The organism is Limnospira platensis NIES-39 (assembly GCF_026000695.1).
Classification (GTDB): Bacteria; Cyanobacteriota; Cyanobacteriia; order Cyanobacteriales; family Microcoleaceae; genus Limnospira; species Limnospira platensis.
Map to the genome: position 1 here is coordinate 5,950,484 of NZ_AP026945.1, position 18,851 is coordinate 5,969,334.

14 protein-coding genes and 1 pseudogene are annotated in these 18,851 nt (G+C 42.0%); 8 read left to right on the forward strand and 7 right to left on the reverse strand.

Annotated elements, in window-relative coordinates; all coding sequences use genetic code 11:
• Nucleotides 1-93: 93 nt before the first annotated feature.
• From N39L_RS29120 to N39L_RS29130, 3 genes are read right to left on the reverse strand one after another with little or no spacing between them, the layout of a single operon-like run.
• Nucleotides 94-246 (reverse strand): hypothetical protein, encoded by a 153-nt coding sequence (locus N39L_RS29120; RefSeq protein ID WP_158307575.1) that lies wholly within the window; start codon nt 244-246, stop codon nt 94-96.
• A gap of 3 nt (nt 247-249) precedes the next feature.
• Nucleotides 250-3,462 carry a UvrD-helicase domain-containing protein gene (locus N39L_RS29125; protein WP_014277132.1) on the reverse strand — a complete coding sequence of 1,071 codons (3,213 nt, stop codon included), beginning with the start codon at nt 3,460-3,462 and terminating at the stop codon, nt 250-252.
• A 38-nt stretch (nt 3,463-3,500) separates the two neighbouring features.
• Entirely contained in the window at nt 3,501-6,140 is a 2,640-nt protein-coding gene (locus N39L_RS29130) for a PD-(D/E)XK nuclease family protein (protein ID WP_014277133.1), read from the reverse strand.
• Between the two features lie 159 nt (nt 6,141-6,299).
• On the opposite strand from N39L_RS29130, the gene N39L_RS29135 reads away from it, so the two are divergent.
• Nucleotides 6,300-7,892, forward strand: coding sequence for a serine/threonine-protein kinase (locus tag N39L_RS29135; protein ID WP_006616863.1), 1,593 nt, complete (start codon nt 6,300-6,302; stop codon nt 7,890-7,892).
• On the opposite strand, the gene rbsK is transcribed toward N39L_RS29135, so the two are convergent.
• From rbsK to N39L_RS29150, 3 genes are all read right to left on the reverse strand, one after another.
• Nucleotides 7,872-8,810 (reverse strand): ribokinase, encoded by a 939-nt coding sequence (gene rbsK, locus N39L_RS29140; protein WP_006616862.1) that lies wholly within the window; start codon nt 8,808-8,810, stop codon nt 7,872-7,874. The two genes, N39L_RS29135 and rbsK, sit on opposite strands and share 21 nt — an antisense overlap.
• Nucleotides 8,811-8,888: 78 nt before the next feature.
• On the reverse strand, nt 8,889-9,119 hold the full coding sequence (locus N39L_RS29145) for a SpoIIE family protein phosphatase (RefSeq protein ID WP_006616861.1): 231 nt from the start codon (nt 9,117-9,119) through the stop codon (nt 8,889-8,891).
• A gap of 310 nt (nt 9,120-9,429) precedes the next feature.
• Nucleotides 9,430-9,897, reverse strand: coding sequence for an EVE domain-containing protein (locus N39L_RS29150; protein ID WP_006616860.1), 468 nt, complete (start codon nt 9,895-9,897; stop codon nt 9,430-9,432).
• Between the two features lie 209 nt (nt 9,898-10,106).
• Between N39L_RS29150 and N39L_RS29155 the strand changes: the two genes are divergently transcribed.
• From N39L_RS29155 to rlmB, 4 genes are all read left to right on the forward strand, one after another.
• Nucleotides 10,107-12,023 carry a heavy metal translocating P-type ATPase gene (locus tag N39L_RS29155; protein WP_014277134.1) on the forward strand — a complete coding sequence of 639 codons (1,917 nt, stop codon included), beginning with the start codon at nt 10,107-10,109 and terminating at the stop codon, nt 12,021-12,023.
• A 107-nt stretch (nt 12,024-12,130) separates the two neighbouring features.
• Nucleotides 12,131-13,285: a glutamine-hydrolyzing carbamoyl-phosphate synthase small subunit gene (carA, locus tag N39L_RS29160; RefSeq protein WP_006617746.1), complete on the forward strand. Its 1,155-nt coding sequence runs from the start codon at nt 12,131-12,133 to the stop codon at nt 13,283-13,285.
• A 177-nt stretch (nt 13,286-13,462) separates the two neighbouring features.
• Nucleotides 13,463-13,813 (forward strand): STAS domain-containing protein, encoded by a 351-nt coding sequence (locus N39L_RS29165; RefSeq protein WP_197535930.1) that lies wholly within the window; start codon nt 13,463-13,465, stop codon nt 13,811-13,813.
• Between the two features lie 103 nt (nt 13,814-13,916).
• Nucleotides 13,917-14,855: a 23S rRNA (guanosine(2251)-2'-O)-methyltransferase RlmB gene (gene rlmB, locus N39L_RS29170; protein ID WP_006617744.1), complete on the forward strand. Its 939-nt coding sequence runs from the start codon at nt 13,917-13,919 to the stop codon at nt 14,853-14,855.
• Nucleotides 14,856-14,882: 27 nt separating this feature from the next.
• On the opposite strand, the gene N39L_RS29175 is transcribed toward rlmB, so the two are convergent.
• Complete coding sequence (locus tag N39L_RS29175; RefSeq protein ID WP_231852021.1) at nt 14,883-15,551, reverse strand: DUF928 domain-containing protein; 669 nt, start codon at nt 15,549-15,551, stop codon at nt 14,883-14,885.
• Nucleotides 15,552-15,777: 226 nt separating this feature from the next.
• Here N39L_RS29175 and N39L_RS29180 point away from each other — a divergent pair.
• From N39L_RS29180 to N39L_RS29190, 3 genes and pseudogenes are all read left to right on the forward strand, one after another.
• Nucleotides 15,778-16,827, forward strand: a pseudogene (locus tag N39L_RS29180) (CHASE2 domain-containing protein); the annotation flags it as partial.
• 9 nt (nt 16,828-16,836) lie between these two features.
• The gene (locus tag N39L_RS29185) at nt 16,837-18,363 is read left to right on the forward strand and encodes a putative bifunctional diguanylate cyclase/phosphodiesterase (RefSeq protein WP_434221628.1); all 1,527 of its coding nucleotides are present in this window, start codon (nt 16,837-16,839) and stop codon (nt 18,361-18,363) included.
• A 346-nt stretch (nt 18,364-18,709) separates the two neighbouring features.
• Nucleotides 18,710-18,844 (forward strand): hypothetical protein, encoded by a 135-nt coding sequence (locus tag N39L_RS29190; RefSeq protein ID WP_006624934.1) that lies wholly within the window; start codon nt 18,710-18,712, stop codon nt 18,842-18,844.
• Nucleotides 18,845-18,851: the final 7 nt, after the last annotated feature.

An 18,851-nucleotide genomic window follows, 5' to 3' on the forward strand; every position in this document is an offset into this window, starting at 1 on the left:
ATAATTTTGGGGTAAATAGAAAGCCTTTAAACTCTGACGCACCAGGCGATAGTAGCGTCAGATTGAGATAATTTTGGGGTAAATAGAAAGCCTTTAAACTCTGACGCACCAGGCGATAGTAGCGTCAGATTGAGATAATTTTGGGGTAAATAGAAAGCCTTTAAACTCTGACGCACCAGGCGATAGTAGCGTCAGATTGAGATAATTTTGGGGTAAATAGAAAGCCTTTAAACTCTGACGCACCATCATTCATATAGCATCATATCTATGTTCGCAAATTTCACGATAGCGACAGGTTTGGCAGTTTTCTAGTGATGGTTTGGGGGGATAGTGTCCCTCTACTATATCTCGAACTATGCTTTCCGCTTCGTGGGCAGTTTTTTCTAATAGTTTTGGTGGCAAAGTGTAGAGTTGTTTATGGCGTAAATAGGCAATATGTGCCTCGGAATAGTTTAAGGCTTTAGCATAAGCCCATAGTTGTAGATTATGGTGTTCTGGGCGCATCACGCGATCGCTTTTATAGTCTAGCACCCAATTATCCCCAATTAGATCTGCTATGCCATTAAAGCTAACCCCTAATATATCTAATTTTAACTCAATTTCTCGATTAATTTCGTGGTCTCTAAATATTTTAAATTCTTCAGTATTATCAAAGTCTATGGCGAGGCAAATAGCCTCACTCAATAATTGTTCATCAGTTCCATATTCCGCGAATTTTTGGAGTTTATCAATATCTCTGATATCATATTCTAAAGCCTTGTGAACTAACTGCCCAATTCTCATGCCTTGATTGGCTTCTTCTGAGAAGCCTGGATGTCCGAGAATATAGATAAATTTAAACCGGGTTGGACAACGTTTATATTCACTTAAAGAGGTTACGGGAAGTTCAAATAAACCAGAAGTCATCGCCTCAGTCAGCAGGGGAGGGTTAATGGCTGGAGGTAGGGGACTTGGGGGGACTGGCGGGATGATATCATCACTATTAATTTCTAGGGTGGTTATGGGAATATTGGCAGCTTGTAACCCTAAGTATAATTTATTTAAATAATTACCTTTTTCCTGGGAGGCAGTTAATAAGATATAATCCCGACTGCGGGTTAATGCTACATACAGGATTCGCAATGCTTCGGCTTCTTCTCGCTGTTGATGGCGATATTTTAACCAGTTGTAAATAACTGGATCTTTTCGGTCTTGGTCTTCGTCTTTACAGGCGATCGCTACACCATATTCTGGGTCAAAATAAACGGGTACTGATGAGTTGGGAGTTGGGCGACTTAGGTCAGCTACAACTACCATTGGCCATTCTAATCCTTTGGCGGCAAAAATGGTCATTAATGATACTGCATTGCTGGTATTAATGGGGGGACGTTCTACGGTTACGGCTTTATCTTTTAGGCGCTTGAGACGGCGAACTACTCCAAATAAATCATCGGTTCCTTGTTCTAAAATTTGCACTAATTCTCGAAATCCATTAAAGTCCGCTAGGCGACGATTAGAGGCTGGTAAATTGGCGATTGTGGCTGTATATCCTGTTAATCTATCTGCAATTTGTAACAAGCGAGATGGGGGCTCAATATGGCGTTTTTTGAGTAGTCTTTTTAAAGGGTCGATCGCCTTTGTAAATTCTACAGGTGATCCACTGTTTAAAAATTTCCACCAACTCATATTTTCTGATGTAGATTGGTGGGATAATTTCAGGTTACTACTAACCTTGAATAAAAGGCGATCGCTAATCGTAAAAAAGGGACTTCTTAGTAGGGCTACTAATGCGATATCATCTCCAGGGTCGGCTAAGAATTTTAGCAGTGACCAAGCATCTTTAGCTTCTTGGGTTTCTAATAGGTTTCCACCTCCTGAAGGCGCTAAGGGTATTTGGGCGGCGGCTAGGGCTTCTCCATAACTATCTAAGGGTCCCCAGGTTCGGGTTAAAATAGCAATATCGCCTGGTTGAATGGGTCTTAATTGTTGAGTTTCTTTATCAAACACTGGAGTTTGATTATCTAACATTTCTTTTAAGGTTTTAGCAATCAACTTTCCTTCCGCTATCCGCCTTTGGGTAACATCAGTTTCGGCGGTTTTGGGGATAACAAATATCTGCAATGTTTCCCTAGGAGAGGGGGAGTCAATACGGACAGCTTCTAAGTCTTGTCTTAAATCTCCTAATAATGGAGAAAATACCTGATTAATTTGATTAATTAATTGCTGATGAGTCCGGAAACTTTGATTAAGAATTATCTCATCTCCCTGGTTGTCAATAATGCGTTTTCTAAATTTATTAAAAACTTGAATATCTGCCCGCCTAAACCCATAAATTGACTGTTTTTTATCACCCACTATAGTTAAATCTGCTGTCTGGGTTAAAAGTTCTAATATTTCGCCTTGAATGGGGTTGGTGTCTTGAAATTCATCAACTAAAAAAGTGCGCCAGCGTTGTTGATAATAGAGTTGAATGGTGGGATTATTTTGTAAAGCGGTTAATGCGCCAATTTCTAAATCTGCAAATGTCAAAACTCGGGCTTGCCATTTCAACTGTTGCAAATAGTCTTTAACTTCTCGGTAGGCTTCTTTTAAGGCGGCTAACATTTCGGCTAGTTTGTGGTCTGCTTCCCCAACTTCTGCATTAATTAAATTCTCTTTTATACAGGGTTTAACTAATTCCTCTCGTAAGGCTTTTAAGGCATCTTTAACAGTTTGTAGATTTTCCCCCCAGTTTTTTTTACTACCATATCTGATATTAATTTTATTGAAAACTTGCAGATTTTCGGAGACATTATCACCGTTTTCTAGGGATAACATGGCGCTAACTGTGGCTTGTCGGATAACTTCTAGTTTGTCTTCTGGCTTGCCAATATTTGACGTTAAAATGTCTTTTAATTCCCGCCATTGGGGATGATTTATGAGGTCTTCTAAGGCGCGATCGCGTAATTTTTGCGCTAACTCTGACCAGTCTATTTGTTGATTTAATGACCTTTCTGCCATCAAGGGGTCATCTAAGAAGGTTGCCAAAATTCGTGATAATAAAGAATAATCTATGGTTTCAAAAACCTGAATTGGTAATTTAGACAAAGCAGTTTCTAACCCTTCATAAAGCCAGATTTTGCCTTCTAAATATTCTAAAATTTGGAAGTCAGCAGGAACTTTAGCCGCCTGGGGATGTTCCCGACAAATACGACTAGCTAAAGCGTGAATTGTACTAATAGGGGCGGCTTCTAATTCTGCTAGTATGTCGGGACGGTTAGGAAGTTGTTGCCTTACCTGTGAACGAATACGCGATCGCAATTCCTGGGCTGCTTTTTCCGTAAATGTAACCGCCACTATTTCCAAGGGAGAAAGTCCCTTTTCTCGCAAATAATATAAATACCTTTCTACTAACATATAAGTTTTGCCAGTCCCCGCCCCGGCTGTGACCATAATACTTTGAGGACTGGTAGCAGCCGCTTGTTGTGCATTTGTTAAACTCATGATTAATTAATCCTTAAAATTTGACCGACAATCTGCTATTATTTTGATAGTTTTTGGCGGCTTAAACGGTTTCCCTTACGACAAACCGAGTCAAATTGACAGTATTGGCAGACTTGCTGTTTCTGGTCTGGCGCTACTGGATAATTACCCTGTTGTAGCCGCTGTTTAACCTCGTCTGCAAAGGCTTCTAAAATTGCAGGGTCGGTTACTTTAGCCGGCAAATAACGCTGTTTTTTCAGAGAATACAACTTGACATCTACCTGTTGAACTTCCTTAAAATTTTGGGCGATCGCCTGTTGATATAATGGCATTTGAATATTGATTTTCGCTTGTCCTGAATCATCTTTAATTCCCAATGGTAAACTACCCGTAGTTTTATAGTCTAACACTAATAGACCCGTGGGGGTGCGGTCAATGCGATCGACCCTAGCAGTTACCTTTAACCCATACCATTCAGCATTAAAGGAATTTTCACAACTAATAATTTCCGCATTGGATCGCAAAAAATCTTCGGCTTGTAAATTCAATTCTAACATATTTAAACCTTCTAAACGGCGGGCTTCCCAACCCATAAACTTGTCAAAATTCACATTTTCTTCAGCTTTTAACGCCGCTTCCGCTTGAGATAATGCTTCGTTAATATCTTGTCTCTCCAACCGCCGTAAATCCGTTTGATTTTTGATATCTGTTAACAAAAGTTCTAAGCAGCGATGATATAACCGACCTCCGAGACTTCCAGTTATTTCCGCTTCCGCTTCTGAAGGTTCTTTTAATCCTAGTAAATAGGTGGCAAACCACTTAAACGGACATTGACCTAATGCAAGTAATTGCGAGGCACTAAAAATCCGATTTTCATAATCAACTCCCACACCAATAACCCCATCATATTCATCAGGAGATTCCCCACTTTCTCGGCGCTGTTCAACTTGCCAATTTTTAATAATATCATTAACTAGAACATCATTGGATAACTTTTCTGGCTGTTGTAAATAATAGCGTCTAGCTTCCTCAATACTGGCTAAATTTAACAACGGTGGCGGAGTCATTTCTAGCCCTAAACGGGTAGCATACGGGCTAGGTATCAGCGGCTTTTTATAATGCTGTTCCGCACAGGAAAAAGTCAAAGATATCGTTGGTATTCTTAATAGTTCATAAAAACATAATTCATTCCGTTGGGCGATGTCTATGGCGGTTTCTAGGGTAATGCCTAATTGAGATAGTCGCCGCGATTCGTAAAAGTCTAAAACCGGATCATTTTCAATGGCTGGGGGTAGGATACCTTCCTGAAAACCGATTAAAAAAACATGGGGATAACTCGCACCCTGTAGGGATAAAGGAGTGTGAACTTCTATGCCTCCTTTTCCTGGTTGCATGGGGACTTTTAGCTTGCTAATTATCTCTAAAATATCTTGACAAAATTCTTGTCGATTAAGACGATCGCCATTAGGTTTTGATAATTCTACCCAAGCTGCTTCTAATTCATTAAAAGCGACTATCTCCCTAGACCATTGACTGCTATTTTTGCGGATATCAAAGAATTTAAAAACTTGTTTAATGTGGTCTACCCAATTTTGGCGGGTATCGCTTTCTGGGAATTTTAACAATGATAAATTTAACCCTAATTCTTGCCATTCCGCTAGGTTATGTGGTCGCTTTTGTCGCGCTTCTAACCATTGTTGATATGTTAAATATTGGGCTAAAGGATGATGCAGAAGTTTAGCGGTAGACTCAAAGGGAAAATTGTTTTCGATGACTTCTATTAATAATGCGATCCAAGACCCAAGGCGAATATTCCGCAAGGGAATTTTATAAAATAATCGCAGTGGTAACTGATATTCCCAAGCCATATCTAATAATAAGGGTGCATAGGTTTTTTCATCCTGAGTCACTAGGACAATTTCACGGGCTGATATTCCCTCTATCATTAACTGCTTAACTTGGGAAAGAACCCCCCTAACTTCTGCTTCTAAATTTGAATAAATATGGCATTGCACATTATTCGTGATTTCCCCTTTGTCTACAAAGCAGTTTTGTAGTTGTTCTCCTAAGCTAAAATTATCATTATTTTCCTGATAATTTACCTGCCATCCTTCACTTTCTAAATAGGCGATCGCCTCTCGATTTTTGGCAAAAAATTCCGCTTTTCCGGTCGGCAAAACCCAGATGCTATCTTCCCCTGCTACTAGGTTAATAAATTCGACCTGATCAGGTTGAGGTTGAAAATAACCATAAATCAATAAAGGTTGTGGTTTGGGTTGAAAATTAATGGCTTGCCAAAATAATTCATCTTGGTCAATATAGCCTTGCTTGAATAATTCTTGTTTATAGAGATTAGTCACTTGGGCTAAATCCCTAATTCTCCGAGAATTATGATTAATTAATAAGTTTAAGTCCACTCCAGATTTTAAGAGTTTTTGGCGGGAGGGTATTAACATTTTCGCGATACCATCAGGGTCATTACTGTTGATATTCTCAGCCACAATGCGCCGCCAAGTTCGATCCATAGTTAACACTGGCGCTATCGTAATTTGATGATTATTGATAGTTTTCATAGCCAGCTTGTCCAAAGATTTATAAGGTACTTTTAAACAACGGGCTACTGGTCGAGTTGGGGTAATAGTAGTTAAGTGTGATGGTAGATCGTTTAAATTATGGGGATTAACAATAAGCGATCGCATAATTAATTACACTCGTTTACAATATGATAATTTTACCCATAAGTTGCTGCTCTGGTCAAATAGGTGCTGATGATTGTTAACATTTCCCAATTTTCTGGTAACATTAGTCAAGGCTGACCGTCAAATTGAATGCTGAGTTAATCCCTTGAACTTCCCAACATGATTAATACTGCGCTGCTGTCAGGTCAAATTCTCCGCCACCACTATCTGATCATTCGTGAATTAGGTCATGGTGGCTTTGGACGCACCTATTTAGCTAAAGACCAACACCGCTTTGATGAGTTGTGCGTGTTAAAAGAATTCGCACCCCAAGTCAAAGGTAATTATGAGTTAAAAAAATCCCGCGAGTTATTTCAACGGGAGGCGCAAACTCTCTACCAACTTAAACATTCGCAAATTCCCCGATTTCAAGAACTATTTGAGGAAACCATAGGCGGTCAAGTTTATATCTTTGTAGTCCAGGATTATGTGGAGGGTTTCACTTACCGAGAATTACTAAAACAGCGACTGCAAAAAGGTAAATATTTTAGTCAAGCTGAAATCACCGAAATTCTGTTAAAATTGATCCCAGTGTTGGATTATATCCACTCCTTGGGAGTTATTCACCGTGATATTTCCCCCGATAATATCATCTGCAGAGACTCTGATTGGTTGCCAATTTTGATTGATTTTGGAGGTGTAAAACTCATTAAAGCCCGCATCAAATCCCAGTTATTTCCTCAGAGTTTACAACCCAACCCCGCCACTCGATTAGGAAAGTTTGGCTATGCGCCAGATGAACAAATGCAGATGGGTATTGTTTATCCCCATAGCGATTTATATGCTTTAGCTGCGACTTTGTTAGTGTTGCTAACTGGTAAAGAACCTCAAGAACTTATTGATAGTTATAATTCTACTTGGAAATGGCAACCATATCTAACTTTAAATCCTCAGTTAGATCGGATTTTTAATAAAATGTTAGCACGTCAACCTAGCGATCGCTATATTTCCGCGCGTCAAATTTTACAGGATCTTAACCAGATCTCAATATCTCCTCAACCTATTCCCACTCAACCCCCACCAGAGTCAGTGACCCCTGACATATTAGCGCCCCCAAAAAACCAGCCCCCTGTCCCTAATTTCAGTCCTCCTACTGTTCAACAAATCACTCAGTTTCAGTTTTATTCTTCGTGGAAAATGGCGAGTTTAGTGGTTTTGTCAATGGTGATAATGGGTAGTTTTGGCTGGTGGGCGGGTAATTTTTGGGCCGATCACTTTTCGATTACGGAAACAGCCAAGGATGAATTTGGGGAAATGTCCGAACTTGAAAGGATAGAAATATTACGCGATCGCCGTCGCCATTTGGGTGTTAATTATCAATTTTTTATGGCTTTAGTTAATGAAGAGTTTTATTTTCGCTACCCCCAACAACAAGGGCGACTATTAACTAATGATCCCGTTGATTTCGTTTGGCGAAAGCGTTGGGATCAAATCGCCCATGAAGTCTTAAATGAGTTAGAAACCCTCAGTGATGAATCTCGACAAGACTTAGGAAGCTATACCCAAGCCGATCTAAATAGTTGGATTAGTACAGCCAACCGCCTTAATCTTAGCACGGCTGAACTGTTTAATTTAGCCGATACTCAATTCTATCAACTATTTCCAGAAAGACGTGATCAAGGCTCCATAGAAGCTGAACCTTTAATTCAAATATGGCGGGGAATTGTTCGCGATCGCCTCTCTAATTGGGAATCAATTAATCGTCAAAGTTGACATAGGCGGCATCAATACATTATCTAAGGCTTGGCGATCGGGTAGAGAAGACTGCGCCCCTACCTGAGTCGTGGATAAAGCCCCCGTTGCCGCCCCCCAGAGAATCGCCTCCTTTAGCGATCGCCCCTCGTCCAAAGCCGCCGCCATTCCCCCATTAAAAGCATCTCCCGCCGCCACAGTATCCACCGCATTAACCGCAAAAGCCGGAACCAAAAAAGATTCAGATTTAGTCGCCCAAAACACACCCTTAGAACCCAATTTAATCACAGCAGTTTTTACCCCAAAACTCAAGAGAGTATCCGCAGCTTTTTGGGCAGTTTCTACATTGTTCACCGGAAAGCCTACAAGTTGACTCGCCTCAGTTTCGTTGGGCGTAATAATATCCACCAAGGGATATAATTGTTGAGGAAAAACATCAGGGGCGGGTGCAGGATCAAGAATTACTCTCACTCCCGCATTGTGGGCAGCATGAATAGCCGCTTCCACTGCTTTTAGCGGGATTTCTAATTGCAATAATAAAGATGTTGCTTCCTCCCATAAAGGTTGTAGTCTCTGCACATCTTCATGGCCCACAGAACCATTAGCACCAGGAATAATAATAATTTGATTTTCGCCGTGATTATCCACTGCAATAGTCGCCAAACCAGAATGGGTAGTATTATCGCGTAAAACCCCTTTACAACCTACACGATTACCTTTTAATTCTTCCAAAAGTTCCTCAGCAAAAGCATCCCCGCCAACCCTTCCTACTATATCAGTTTTTGCCCCTAACCGTGCTGCTGCTACCGCTTGATTTGCTCCCTTTCCACCCGCTACCGATAAAAAATTATATCCGGTCACAGTCTCCCCAGGTTGAGGGAGTCGAGGAGTTTGCACCACTAGATCCATATTGATGCTGCCGAAAACTAAAATACTCATGGTTTGCTGTTAATATTGGGGTGATTAAGGGGACTATTTTTGCTTTAAAATAATCAAGGTAATATCATTAAATATTCGCTAACGACCAATATGCTCAAAAACATCAGAAACAATGGCATTTTTTATGTCTTCAGATGTCTGTTCATGATGACATAGTGCCACTTCACACAAGCGGTCAATGCCATAATGTTGGCCATAGCTATTTTCCGCCTCAGTAATCCCATCTGTAAATAATATTAGCACATCTTGGGGATTTAGTCTAACCGTAATTTTATGGACAAATTGACTAATATCTGGTTCCAAACTCACAGGAAATCCTAAATCAATGGTATCTATAATTTATACTTGAGGATCATCACCCGATCGCCGTCAAATCGCTTGTTCATGCTGGCCACTAATTTCTAATCATCCCTGACAATAATCTAACAGCATGAGAGTTCAATTTTGATCACAATTCATCCGACCCACATTCTCATAACTCGTCAAGCTGGAGTGACTGACGAATTATCAGAGCAATTTCAGCTACAATATTAGATGTTTATGATTGCAGCCAGAGGGGGGGTGTGTTGACGATCATGGGTTAATCCTACCTTGAATAAACTACTTTATTATATCCCAACTAGGATACAGAATGCCTAATTTTCAATTGCAGAATGCGATCGCCGATATCTACTCGAATTGGCATCACCGACAAACGATTACCCCGCCGCACCAGTAACAATTCATCAGGATCAAACTTCTGTTTCAGGTCGCCTAGGGAAATCATCTGGGGAAATTTATCAACAAACTCTACTCGGATTGTATACCAACGGGGATGGTTAGCCGTAGCTTTAGGGTCATAATAAGGGCTATTTTCATCAAATTGAGTAGGATCAACTATATTAGATTCAATGACTCGCACCAATCCCACAATCCCCGGAATTTTAGTATTAGAATGATAAAAGAAGCACAAATCATTAACTTGCATTTTCCGCAAGAAATTCCTGGCCATATAGTTACGAACACCATCCCAAATACAAGTTTGCTCCGACTGCATTTGGTCAATACTATAGGTTTTTTCCTCGGATTTTATCAACCAATAACTCATTGATACTGACTCCTACTTGCCATGATGCTACAATTTTTTTCATCCTAGCCGTGTTTCTGGAGGCCTTCTCTAAAATTAAATTTTTCTTAATATATACTGATAGCTGACCAGCAAGTTTGATAAGTTGTATAATTTTAATAATGATTTAAGATTAACTCGGCCAACAATCTCGCGCAAATGATAGAATGGAAGGATTTAGGTAGAACGCAATGGCTGATAATCAACAGAGTTCCTGCTGTTCATGTAATGGAGACGATCGCCACTCTGATAATCGGGTCTCTGAACTGATACCTTTGGCAATCATAACCGCCATTTATATCCTAGCATTAATCTTCAACAATTGGCTAAAACTTGCGGCTTGGGGCTGGGGGGAATATCTAGTATTAATTCCTGTATATTTACTCACAGGCTGGGAAATATTAGTCAGCGCCGGAAAGAATATCTGGCGAGGTCAGATATTTGATGAAACCTTTTTAATGAGTTTAGCCACCCTGTGCGCCATTGCTATTAATGAAGTTCCCGAAGCCGTGGCTGTCATGCTATTTTATCGAATTGGGGAAGGTTTCCAAGAGTTTTCTGTGCAGCGTTCTCGGCGGTCAATTAAATCACTATTAGCAGTACGTCCAGACACCGCAAACCTCCTAATAAACGGAGAAATAAAAACCATCTCTCCCCAGTTAGTAAATGTCGGCAGTACTATTGTCGTCAAAGCCGGAGAAAAAATCCCCCTAGACGGAGAAATCATATCTGGAACCTCCCAAATTGACACTTCACCTCTCACCGGAGAATCCTTACCTCGTGCCGTTAAACTCGGAGAAATAGTCCTAGCTGGAACCATCAATCAAACCGGACTATTAACCATTAAAGTCACCAAACCATTTAACGAATCTTCCATTAGCAAAATTTTAGAGTTAGTAGAAAGCGCCCAAAATCGGAAAGCCAAAACCGAAAAATTTATCACCACCTTCGCCCGGTATTATACCCCAGTTGTGGTAATTTTAGCCATCGCGATCGCCTTAATTCCCCCCCTCTTAAATTTAGGCAGTCATCAAGAATGGTTTTTTAGGGCATTAATTCTATTAGTCATTTCCTGTCCCTGCGGCTTAGTCATTAGCATTCCCCTCGGTTACTTTGGCGGAGTTGGAGGGGCAGCCAGACAGGGAATATTAGTCAAAGGCTCCACATTTTTAGACGATTTAGCCGCCGTTAAAACCGTAATATTTGACAAGACCGGAACCCTGACTGCTGGCGTGTTTGAGGTCACAGAAATAGTGCCTTATAATAACTTTACCGAGGCAGAACTAATCAAGATCGCCGCTCAAATAGAATCCCTATCTAACCATCCTCTCGCCCAAGCAATTCGTCAATACTATGGAGATTCACAGAGCCCAACCTTAATCGAAGATTATCAAGAAATCCCCGGCTGTGGAGTGAAAGGCAAACTCCAAAATCGGACAGTAATTGCCGGAGGCGATCGCCTGTTACACTTAGAAAAAATTGACCATCCCCTCTGTGATGTAGGTGCCACAGTAATTCATCTAGCCGTAGACTATCGCTATGCCGGATATATCCTAATTTCCGATAAAGTCCGACCCGATTCTGTGGCTGCTATTGAAGCCCTCAAAAAACAAGGAGTGCAGAAAATAGTCATGCTAACCGGAGATAATCAAACCGTAGCCGATCGCCTTGCCAAAACCTTAAATATTGATGAATATTATGCCGAATTAATGCCCGAAGATAAAGTCAAGCAACTGGAGAAATTACTAACTCCAGATAATCGTAAAGTTGCCTTTGTCGGGGATGGAATTAATGATGCGCCCGCCATTGCTAGGGCTGATGTAGGTATTGCTATGGGAGGTATGGGTTCAGACGCAGCCATTGAAACCGCCGATGTAGTAGTTATGACCGATTCCCCCTCTTATGTCAGTCGTGCGATCGCCATCGGACGAAAAACCCGCCGCATTGTCTGGCAAAATATCGGTTTAGCTATGGGAATTAAAGGCTTTTTTATCATCTTAGGAATTTTCGGACTAGCCACCATCTGGTCAGCAGTATTCGCCGATGTAGGAGTAGCATTATTAGCCATTCTCAACGCCACCCGCATATCTGGTAAAACAGTTAATTGATACCTGTCCACCCCTGAATTGTCATGCAATCAAAACTCAACTATCAGCGGTTTGTCAGATATCTGGCAGAATAGGGGGGTATTAAGTTTAGATGCAAATTGGCTTTTATGTCGCTTATCTCTGCTAAACCAGCTTTACTTGTTCTGATTGACGGCACCAGCTATCGCGGTTGGTCTTTTGGCGCTCCAGGTACAGTTGTAGGTGAAGTGGTGTTTAACACCGGAATGACAGGTTATCAGGAAGTTTTGACCGATCCCAGTTATTGTGGTCAGATTGTCACCTTTACTTATCCTGAATTAGGAAACACAGGGGTTAACCCAGAAGATGAGGAGTCCAACAGACCCCAAGTCCTAGGTGCGATCGCCCGTAATATTTGCAGCCGTCCCAGTAACTGGCGTTCTACCCAATCCTTACCCGACTATCTCAAAGAACATAATATCCCCGGCATTTATGGCATAGATACCCGCGCCTTAACCCGCAAACTGCGAACTGTCGGGGCTATGAATGGTGGCATATCTACCGAAATTCTCGACCCCGGAGAATTGTTATCCCGAGTCCAACAGGCTCCCAATATGGATGGGTTGAACCTAGTTAAAGAAGTAACTACACCAGAGAGCTACGAGTGGTCTGAGTCCACCGATACAGTTTGGGAATTTAGCCCCAGCTTGGAATCAAAAGAGAGCCCAACACCATCCCCCCGTTATACAGTAGTTGCCATTGACTTTGGAGTAAAGCGTAATATTCTGCGTCGCCTAGCCAGTTATGGTTGTCGGGTCATCGTAGTTCCCGCCAGCACCCCCGCCGCCGAGATCCTGAAATATAATCCCGATGGCATTTTCCTCTCTAACGGTCCAGGAGACCCCGCCGCCGTTTCCGAAGGTATTTCCACAACCCAGGAGTTACTCAAAAGTAACAAACCAGTATTTGGCATCTGTATGGGACATCAAATCCTCGGTTTATCCCTAGGCGCGAAAACCTTTAAACTCAAATTCGGACATCGGGGATTAAATCAACCTGCGGGCTTAGAAAAGCGTCAGGTAGAAATTACCAGCCAAAATCACGGCTTTGCTCTCGATCCTGATAGCCTAGCCGAGGATGTAGAAATAACCCATCTGAACCTGAACGATCGCACCGTTGCTGGTCTCAAGCACAAAACCCTACCGCTATTTTCAGTTCAGTATCACCCAGAAGCCAGTCCCGGTCCCCACGACGCTGATTATCTGTTTGAGCAATTCGTCAAGGAAATGGAAAAAGCCAAGTAATTACCTGAGCCAGATTATTGGGGGGACAAACCGAGCCAAGTCCCCCTGTCTGTTGTCATCTCAAATTCAAGCCAACGGAATCAGATACCATAGACAATTATGGCAAAAATGGAATATACTAATGAAGCAGTATATGTGCTATCCAGTTAGGAGGGGGCTATTCCTGAGCAACTACACCTGACCGTTAGCCTCAGAGGGACTCGCGACGTTAAAGATAACTATCAAATATTTCGTCTGACCGGATTACTCGATGCCTTCTCAGAAGGTACGTTTCGGAAAATTATGTCTAAGTGTATCGATAATGGACCAAAACACATTGTGTTGGATCTTTCCCAGATAGACTTTGTAGACAGTTCCGGTTTGGGCGCTTTGGTACAACTCGTCAAGAAGGCTCAGACTAACGGAGGAACTTTACAAATTGTTTCTAATCCTCGCGTCACCCAAACCGTGAAACTGGTTCGTTTAGAAAAGTTTCTATCTCTACAGCAAACCGTTGAGGATGCTGTGGCGGCGGTCCCAAAAAGTTGAGTGATTGCTAGGAGTCTACCTATTTCCAGTAGACCGATAGGGTGTTTCCTGTCGGTCATGCTGTTTGTTGATTAAAAATTGCCTAATCTTCGAGGGTTTTTTAATGAGACCTCCTTCATCTCCCCATCGCAAATCTGGCCCGAACCGAGGAAAGGTTAAGCCTTCTTCATCTCGATCGCATTCTCCTCGGGAAGATAAACCAGCTATCCATCCCCGTCGTCGCGATCGCCCTGTGGCTTCAGCAGAGACAGAACCGCCAGAGGAAGATCTAATTTATGGTCGCCACACAGTCTTAGCAGCCTTAGAAAACGGCCGATCGCTTAACCGAGTTTGGGTAATTTCCCAATTGCGCTCAGATACCCGGTTCCAACCTCTATTACAAGAGGCGAAAGCCAAAGGCGCTATTGTAGACGGAGCCAGCTATCAGCGCCTAGACCAAATTACCAGAGGCGCTAGCCATCAGGGAATTGTCGCACAGGTTACACCTTATAAATATTGGGATTTAACCACCCTAATCACCCAGGCTAAATCTGCCAATAGCCAACCAGTCCTAGTCGCCGTTGATGGTATCACTGACCCCCACAACTTAGGCGCGATCATTCGCACCGCTGAAGCGATCGGAGCCCAAGGCTTGATTCTCCCCCAGCGGCGGGCTGTTGGTATTAATGCTACAGTGATGAAAGTGGCGGCCGGAGCCCTAGAGACTTTCCCGGTAGCGCGGGTGATCAACCTTAACCGTACTTTCACGGAACTTAAATCAGCCGGATTTTGGATTTATGGCACAGTAGCCGGGGAATATCAACCCCTGTATAAAGCTGATTTAAGCGGGGCGATCGTCCTAGTAGTAGGTAGTGAAGGGGAAGGGTTGAGTCATGCGATCGCCGAAAATTGCGATGTGCTACTTTCTATTCCCCTGTCAGGAGTAACCCCTAGCTTGAATGTCTCAGTAGCCACTGGTATGGCACTTTATGAGATATTCCGCCAGCGTCAGAGTCAGAGTCAGAGTCAGAATCAGAATCAGAATCAGAATCAGCATCAATAGCGATCGCTGCTGAAAATATGGAGTAAATTATTCGGTAATTACAGGTTCTTGAACCAAAACCCCCAGATCCGCCGATTCCAATAGTTTACTCCAAGCCTCTGAGACTGCCGGATCAGCATTACCATGAGACCGCAACTGAGCCAAAGTTGACATAGCATCAAACCACAGTCCCGCCTTTAAATATAGATCCACCTTCTCTAGTGGACTGGTTTGGTTAATTTGACTGGCTAATGCTGGGTCGATTTCTGCCCACCGGATGCCACCTTCGACTATGATATCCTCCGAACGGTCATCAGGATTACAAACGATGGAAAAGTACCACTTGTAATTATTGTTGGTTTTAATGTTCTGAGTGCTGTGTGATGGTATAGTCACACCGATAATTCCAGCTTTACCTCCGATTGTCAGGGTCTCTTCATAAATCACCGTGTCATTGGTGTTATCAATCAGCACAAACTCGGCTGTCTGGGTAGTTTCCATAGCAGGTAAGTAAAAATATAACCTAGGAGAGGCTTGAGCCGTTAACCCTATTGATCGAGAAGGTGCGATCGCCATCAAGGGAGTTCGATCAAATCTACAATTAGGGTTGCTACTCCTAGTCCCTCCTCCCACCAAGCGACCTGGTGGCTGATCACCATCAGTAGCTACCACAGATTCTATAAAAGGTGGTGTCATAGAAACCGTTAACACAGACACCGTACCCAGGATAACCCCTATCGGACCCGCAAAAAGTTTAAGTTTCAGAGTTATATCCCGATTATTCCCTGATTCCTAACATTATGATTATAGCAAGGTGGTTAACAGACAGTCATCAGTCAAATTACTGATATTCAACCATAGGAAGTTACAGATATTGAACGCCATACATAACCGAGTCCCCTAGATGTCCCACTATTTTGAGTACAAATAAAATTAGCTTATTATGATTGCAAAACGTTTTAAGCATTTAAATAGTCAAATTAATCGCTGTTGGTGTCGGTGTGTTAAATACATTGCCAAGAAACTATCATCCATATTCACTGATTACAAACAACCAATAAATCCGCATGTCTTATCAGTAAAACAGCTAATTACTATCATCCTAGCCAGCCTATTAACCACAGGGTTAATATCGGGGATTAGGTCTTGGGGAATTTTACAACCTTTAGAATTAGAATCCTTTGATAGAATGATGCGCTTAAATAGTCATAATATTCCTGACCCTCGCCTACTAATTGTAGAGATTACAGAAGCAGATATTCAAGCTAACCAAAAGTGGCCGTTTTCTGATGAAATCTTAGCCCAAGCCTTAGCGAAACTGCAAGAATATCAACCTAGAGTCATTGGCTTTGATATTTATAGAGATGTTCCGCAACCTCCTGGAAATTTACAAATTGTTGAACAATTCCAAGCCGATAATATTATTGCCATTAAACAAATCGGAATAGTTGATCCACCGCCATCTATATCAGCCAATCAAGTAGGCTTTAACGATTTAGTAGCCGATTTAGATAATACTATTCGCCGTAACTTAATGTATGTTCGATATGATGGTCAAGAACTTTATTCTTTTGGCGTAAAAGTTAGCCACAAATATTTGGAATCTCTCAAAAATCGCCCCATTATTCTTGAAGCACAACCCGGCTTGCTACAAATAGATAAAACTATATTTCCGACACTAGAATATAATTCCGGTGGCTATCAACTACCCCCATCGGAAGTTGGGGGTAGACAAATATTGATTAATTATCACACCAAAACCATAGCTAAAACTATCACGATGACCGAGTTATTAGAATGAGAATTTGACCCAGATTTGGTCAGAGATAAAGTCGTATTAATCGGGACAACAGCCGCCAGTTTAAGAGACTTACATCCTACCCCTTTTAGTCCTGGTCAAACCACTAATCATTTAATGCCCGGAGTAATGATTCATGCTAACATGATTAGCCAAATTCTTAAAGTAATTTTAGCGGGAGAATCTTTATTTTGGTTTTGGCCCATGTGGGGGGAGGTTTTATGGTTGTGGCTTGGGTCATTTTTTGGGGGGATTTTCGTAGTTAAATTTCATCGCCCCCTGTCGTTGGGATTACTAATTAGTATCAGCACGATCGCCCTTTGGAGTATCTGTTTTGTGCTATTTGGTCAAAAGGGATGGATTCCCCTAATTCCCCCAGCTTTAGGCTTATTATTTACTGGTGCCATTGTCTTAGCTTATAAAGTTCTTTATGGTTTATCCTATGATGTTCTTACCGATTTACCAACCCGCAACCTACTCCATCAAAAAATTCAGCGCCTTAGTAATCAGTCTAAATATACCCAAATCGCCCTGTTTTTTTTAGATTTATATCGCTTTCGTCTCATCAATGAAGGTTTTGGTCATGCTATCGGTGATCAACTGCTAATTTCTACTACTAAACGCCTCAAAAAGTGTTTACATTCTCAGGTTATTTTAGCGCGAGTGTGCGGGGATGAATTTGCGGTAATGATGCCGAATATCCAGAATATTGACCAGGCGATCGCCATGGCAAATCAACTGAAAAAAGCTCTCGCCGCGCCCTTTTATCTCAACGGTCAACAGGTATATACCACCATCAGTATTGGCATTGCATATAGTAACCAAAACCCCCATTTAGTTGCCCATGATTTATTGAGAGATGCCCATACAGCCATGTATCGCGCCAAGGCTTTAGGAAACAATCGTTATCAGGTGTATATCTCCACCATGAAATCTCAGGCTTTACAGCAGTTACAACTAGAAGCAGACCTCAGAGAAGCCATTAAAAATCAAGAATTTCAACTGTATTATCAGCCGATTATTGATTTAAAAACTAATCAGATAGCTGGTTTTGAAGCCTTAGTGCGTTGGATATCTCCCCAGCGGGGGTTTGTGTCTCCTGGGGAATTTATCCCAGTTTCTGAGGAGAGTGGTTTAATTATCCCCTTGGGGGAGTGGATTTTATTAGAAGGCTGTCGTCAGTTGGCGATCTGGCATCAAAAATATTGCCAAAATCCCCCTTTTATGTTAAGCATCAATCTATCAACCCGTCAATTTTCCCAAGTTAACTTAATTGAATGTGTTGATCAGATTTTGACTGAGACTGGCGTTGACCGTAATTGCATTAAATTAGAAATTACCGAAAGTGCAATTATGGATGATGTCGATGAGGCGATCGCACTCTTAGAACAATTAAAATCTCTAGGTATTAAACTGAGTATGGATGATTTCGGCACTGGTTATTCATCCCTCAGCTATTTGCATCGGTTTCCCATAGATACTCTCAAAGTTGATCAGTCTTTTGTGCGTCGTATGGATGACAGCCAGCAAAATACAGAAATTGTTAAAACTATTATTATGTTAGGGCATAACTTAAATATGGATATTGTCGCGGAAGGCATAGAAGCCGAAGGTAATGTCCAGACTTTGAAAAACCTAAATTGCGAATACGGACAAGGGTATTTTTTCTCCAAACCTTTGCCGGTCACAGCCTTGGAAGACCTGTTAAATAGGACGCTGTATCAATCATGAAACGAAAACAGGTAATGGTGCTATCGTTGCATTATCCGGAACCGGAAAAATGTCGCGTAAATGTATCAGTAGAGAACTTAGTTGACACTCCCCTCCCTGTCTAAAGGGGAGGGGATTCTTGATTCATAGACCCAACTGGCTTTGACAGGATTGCAAAAGCCAGAGTAATGGTCGAATCTCAGTCGCACGTTTGCTACGCAACGTTTCACGAACGGGTCTACGACCCTTCGCGCTTGCCCTAGCGTACACAAGGCTGACTTCAGGATGTTGATCGCAGCATTCCAAATTAGTCACCACCCGCCGAAAATCCCAGAGTCCCATATGCGGCACGGTTGCTCAGGAAGCCTTGAGCCGAAATCGCTTTGTGGAAATGGCGCTCGGACAAAAACTAGCGGGTTCCGGTCGTTTGTTGGACAATACCCAAGTGGCGATCGCCCATCCTGACACTTTTCTAGGACAACTGGAATTGTCAAACGGGTAGGCAATGC

Bases quoted from the DNA above. Each gene is read 5' to 3' on its own strand.
- N39L_RS29130 (WP_014277133.1), bottom strand. From the start codon at position 6,140: ATGCGATCGCTTATTGTTAATCCCCATAATTTAAACGATCTACCATCA.
- rlmB (WP_006617744.1), top strand. From the start codon at position 13,917: ATGAGACCTCCTTCATCTCCCCATCGCAAATCTGGCCCGAACCGAGGA.
- N39L_RS29150 (WP_006616860.1), bottom strand. From the start codon at position 9,897: ATGAGTTATTGGTTGATAAAATCCGAGGAAAAAACCTATAGTATTGAC.
- N39L_RS29120 (WP_158307575.1), bottom strand. From the start codon at position 246: ATGGTGCGTCAGAGTTTAAAGGCTTTCTATTTACCCCAAAATTATCTC.
- rbsK (WP_006616862.1), bottom strand. From the start codon at position 8,810: ATGAGTATTTTAGTTTTCGGCAGCATCAATATGGATCTAGTGGTGCAA.
- carA (WP_006617746.1), top strand. From the start codon at position 12,131: ATGTCGCTTATCTCTGCTAAACCAGCTTTACTTGTTCTGATTGACGGC.
- N39L_RS29185 (WP_434221628.1), top strand. From the start codon at position 16,837: ATGTGGGGGGAGGTTTTATGGTTGTGGCTTGGGTCATTTTTTGGGGGG.
- N39L_RS29135 (WP_006616863.1), top strand. From the start codon at position 6,300: ATGATTAATACTGCGCTGCTGTCAGGTCAAATTCTCCGCCACCACTAT.
- N39L_RS29155 (WP_014277134.1), top strand. From the start codon at position 10,107: ATGGCTGATAATCAACAGAGTTCCTGCTGTTCATGTAATGGAGACGAT.
- N39L_RS29125 (WP_014277132.1), bottom strand. From the start codon at position 3,462: ATGAGTTTAACAAATGCACAACAAGCGGCTGCTACCAGTCCTCAAAGT.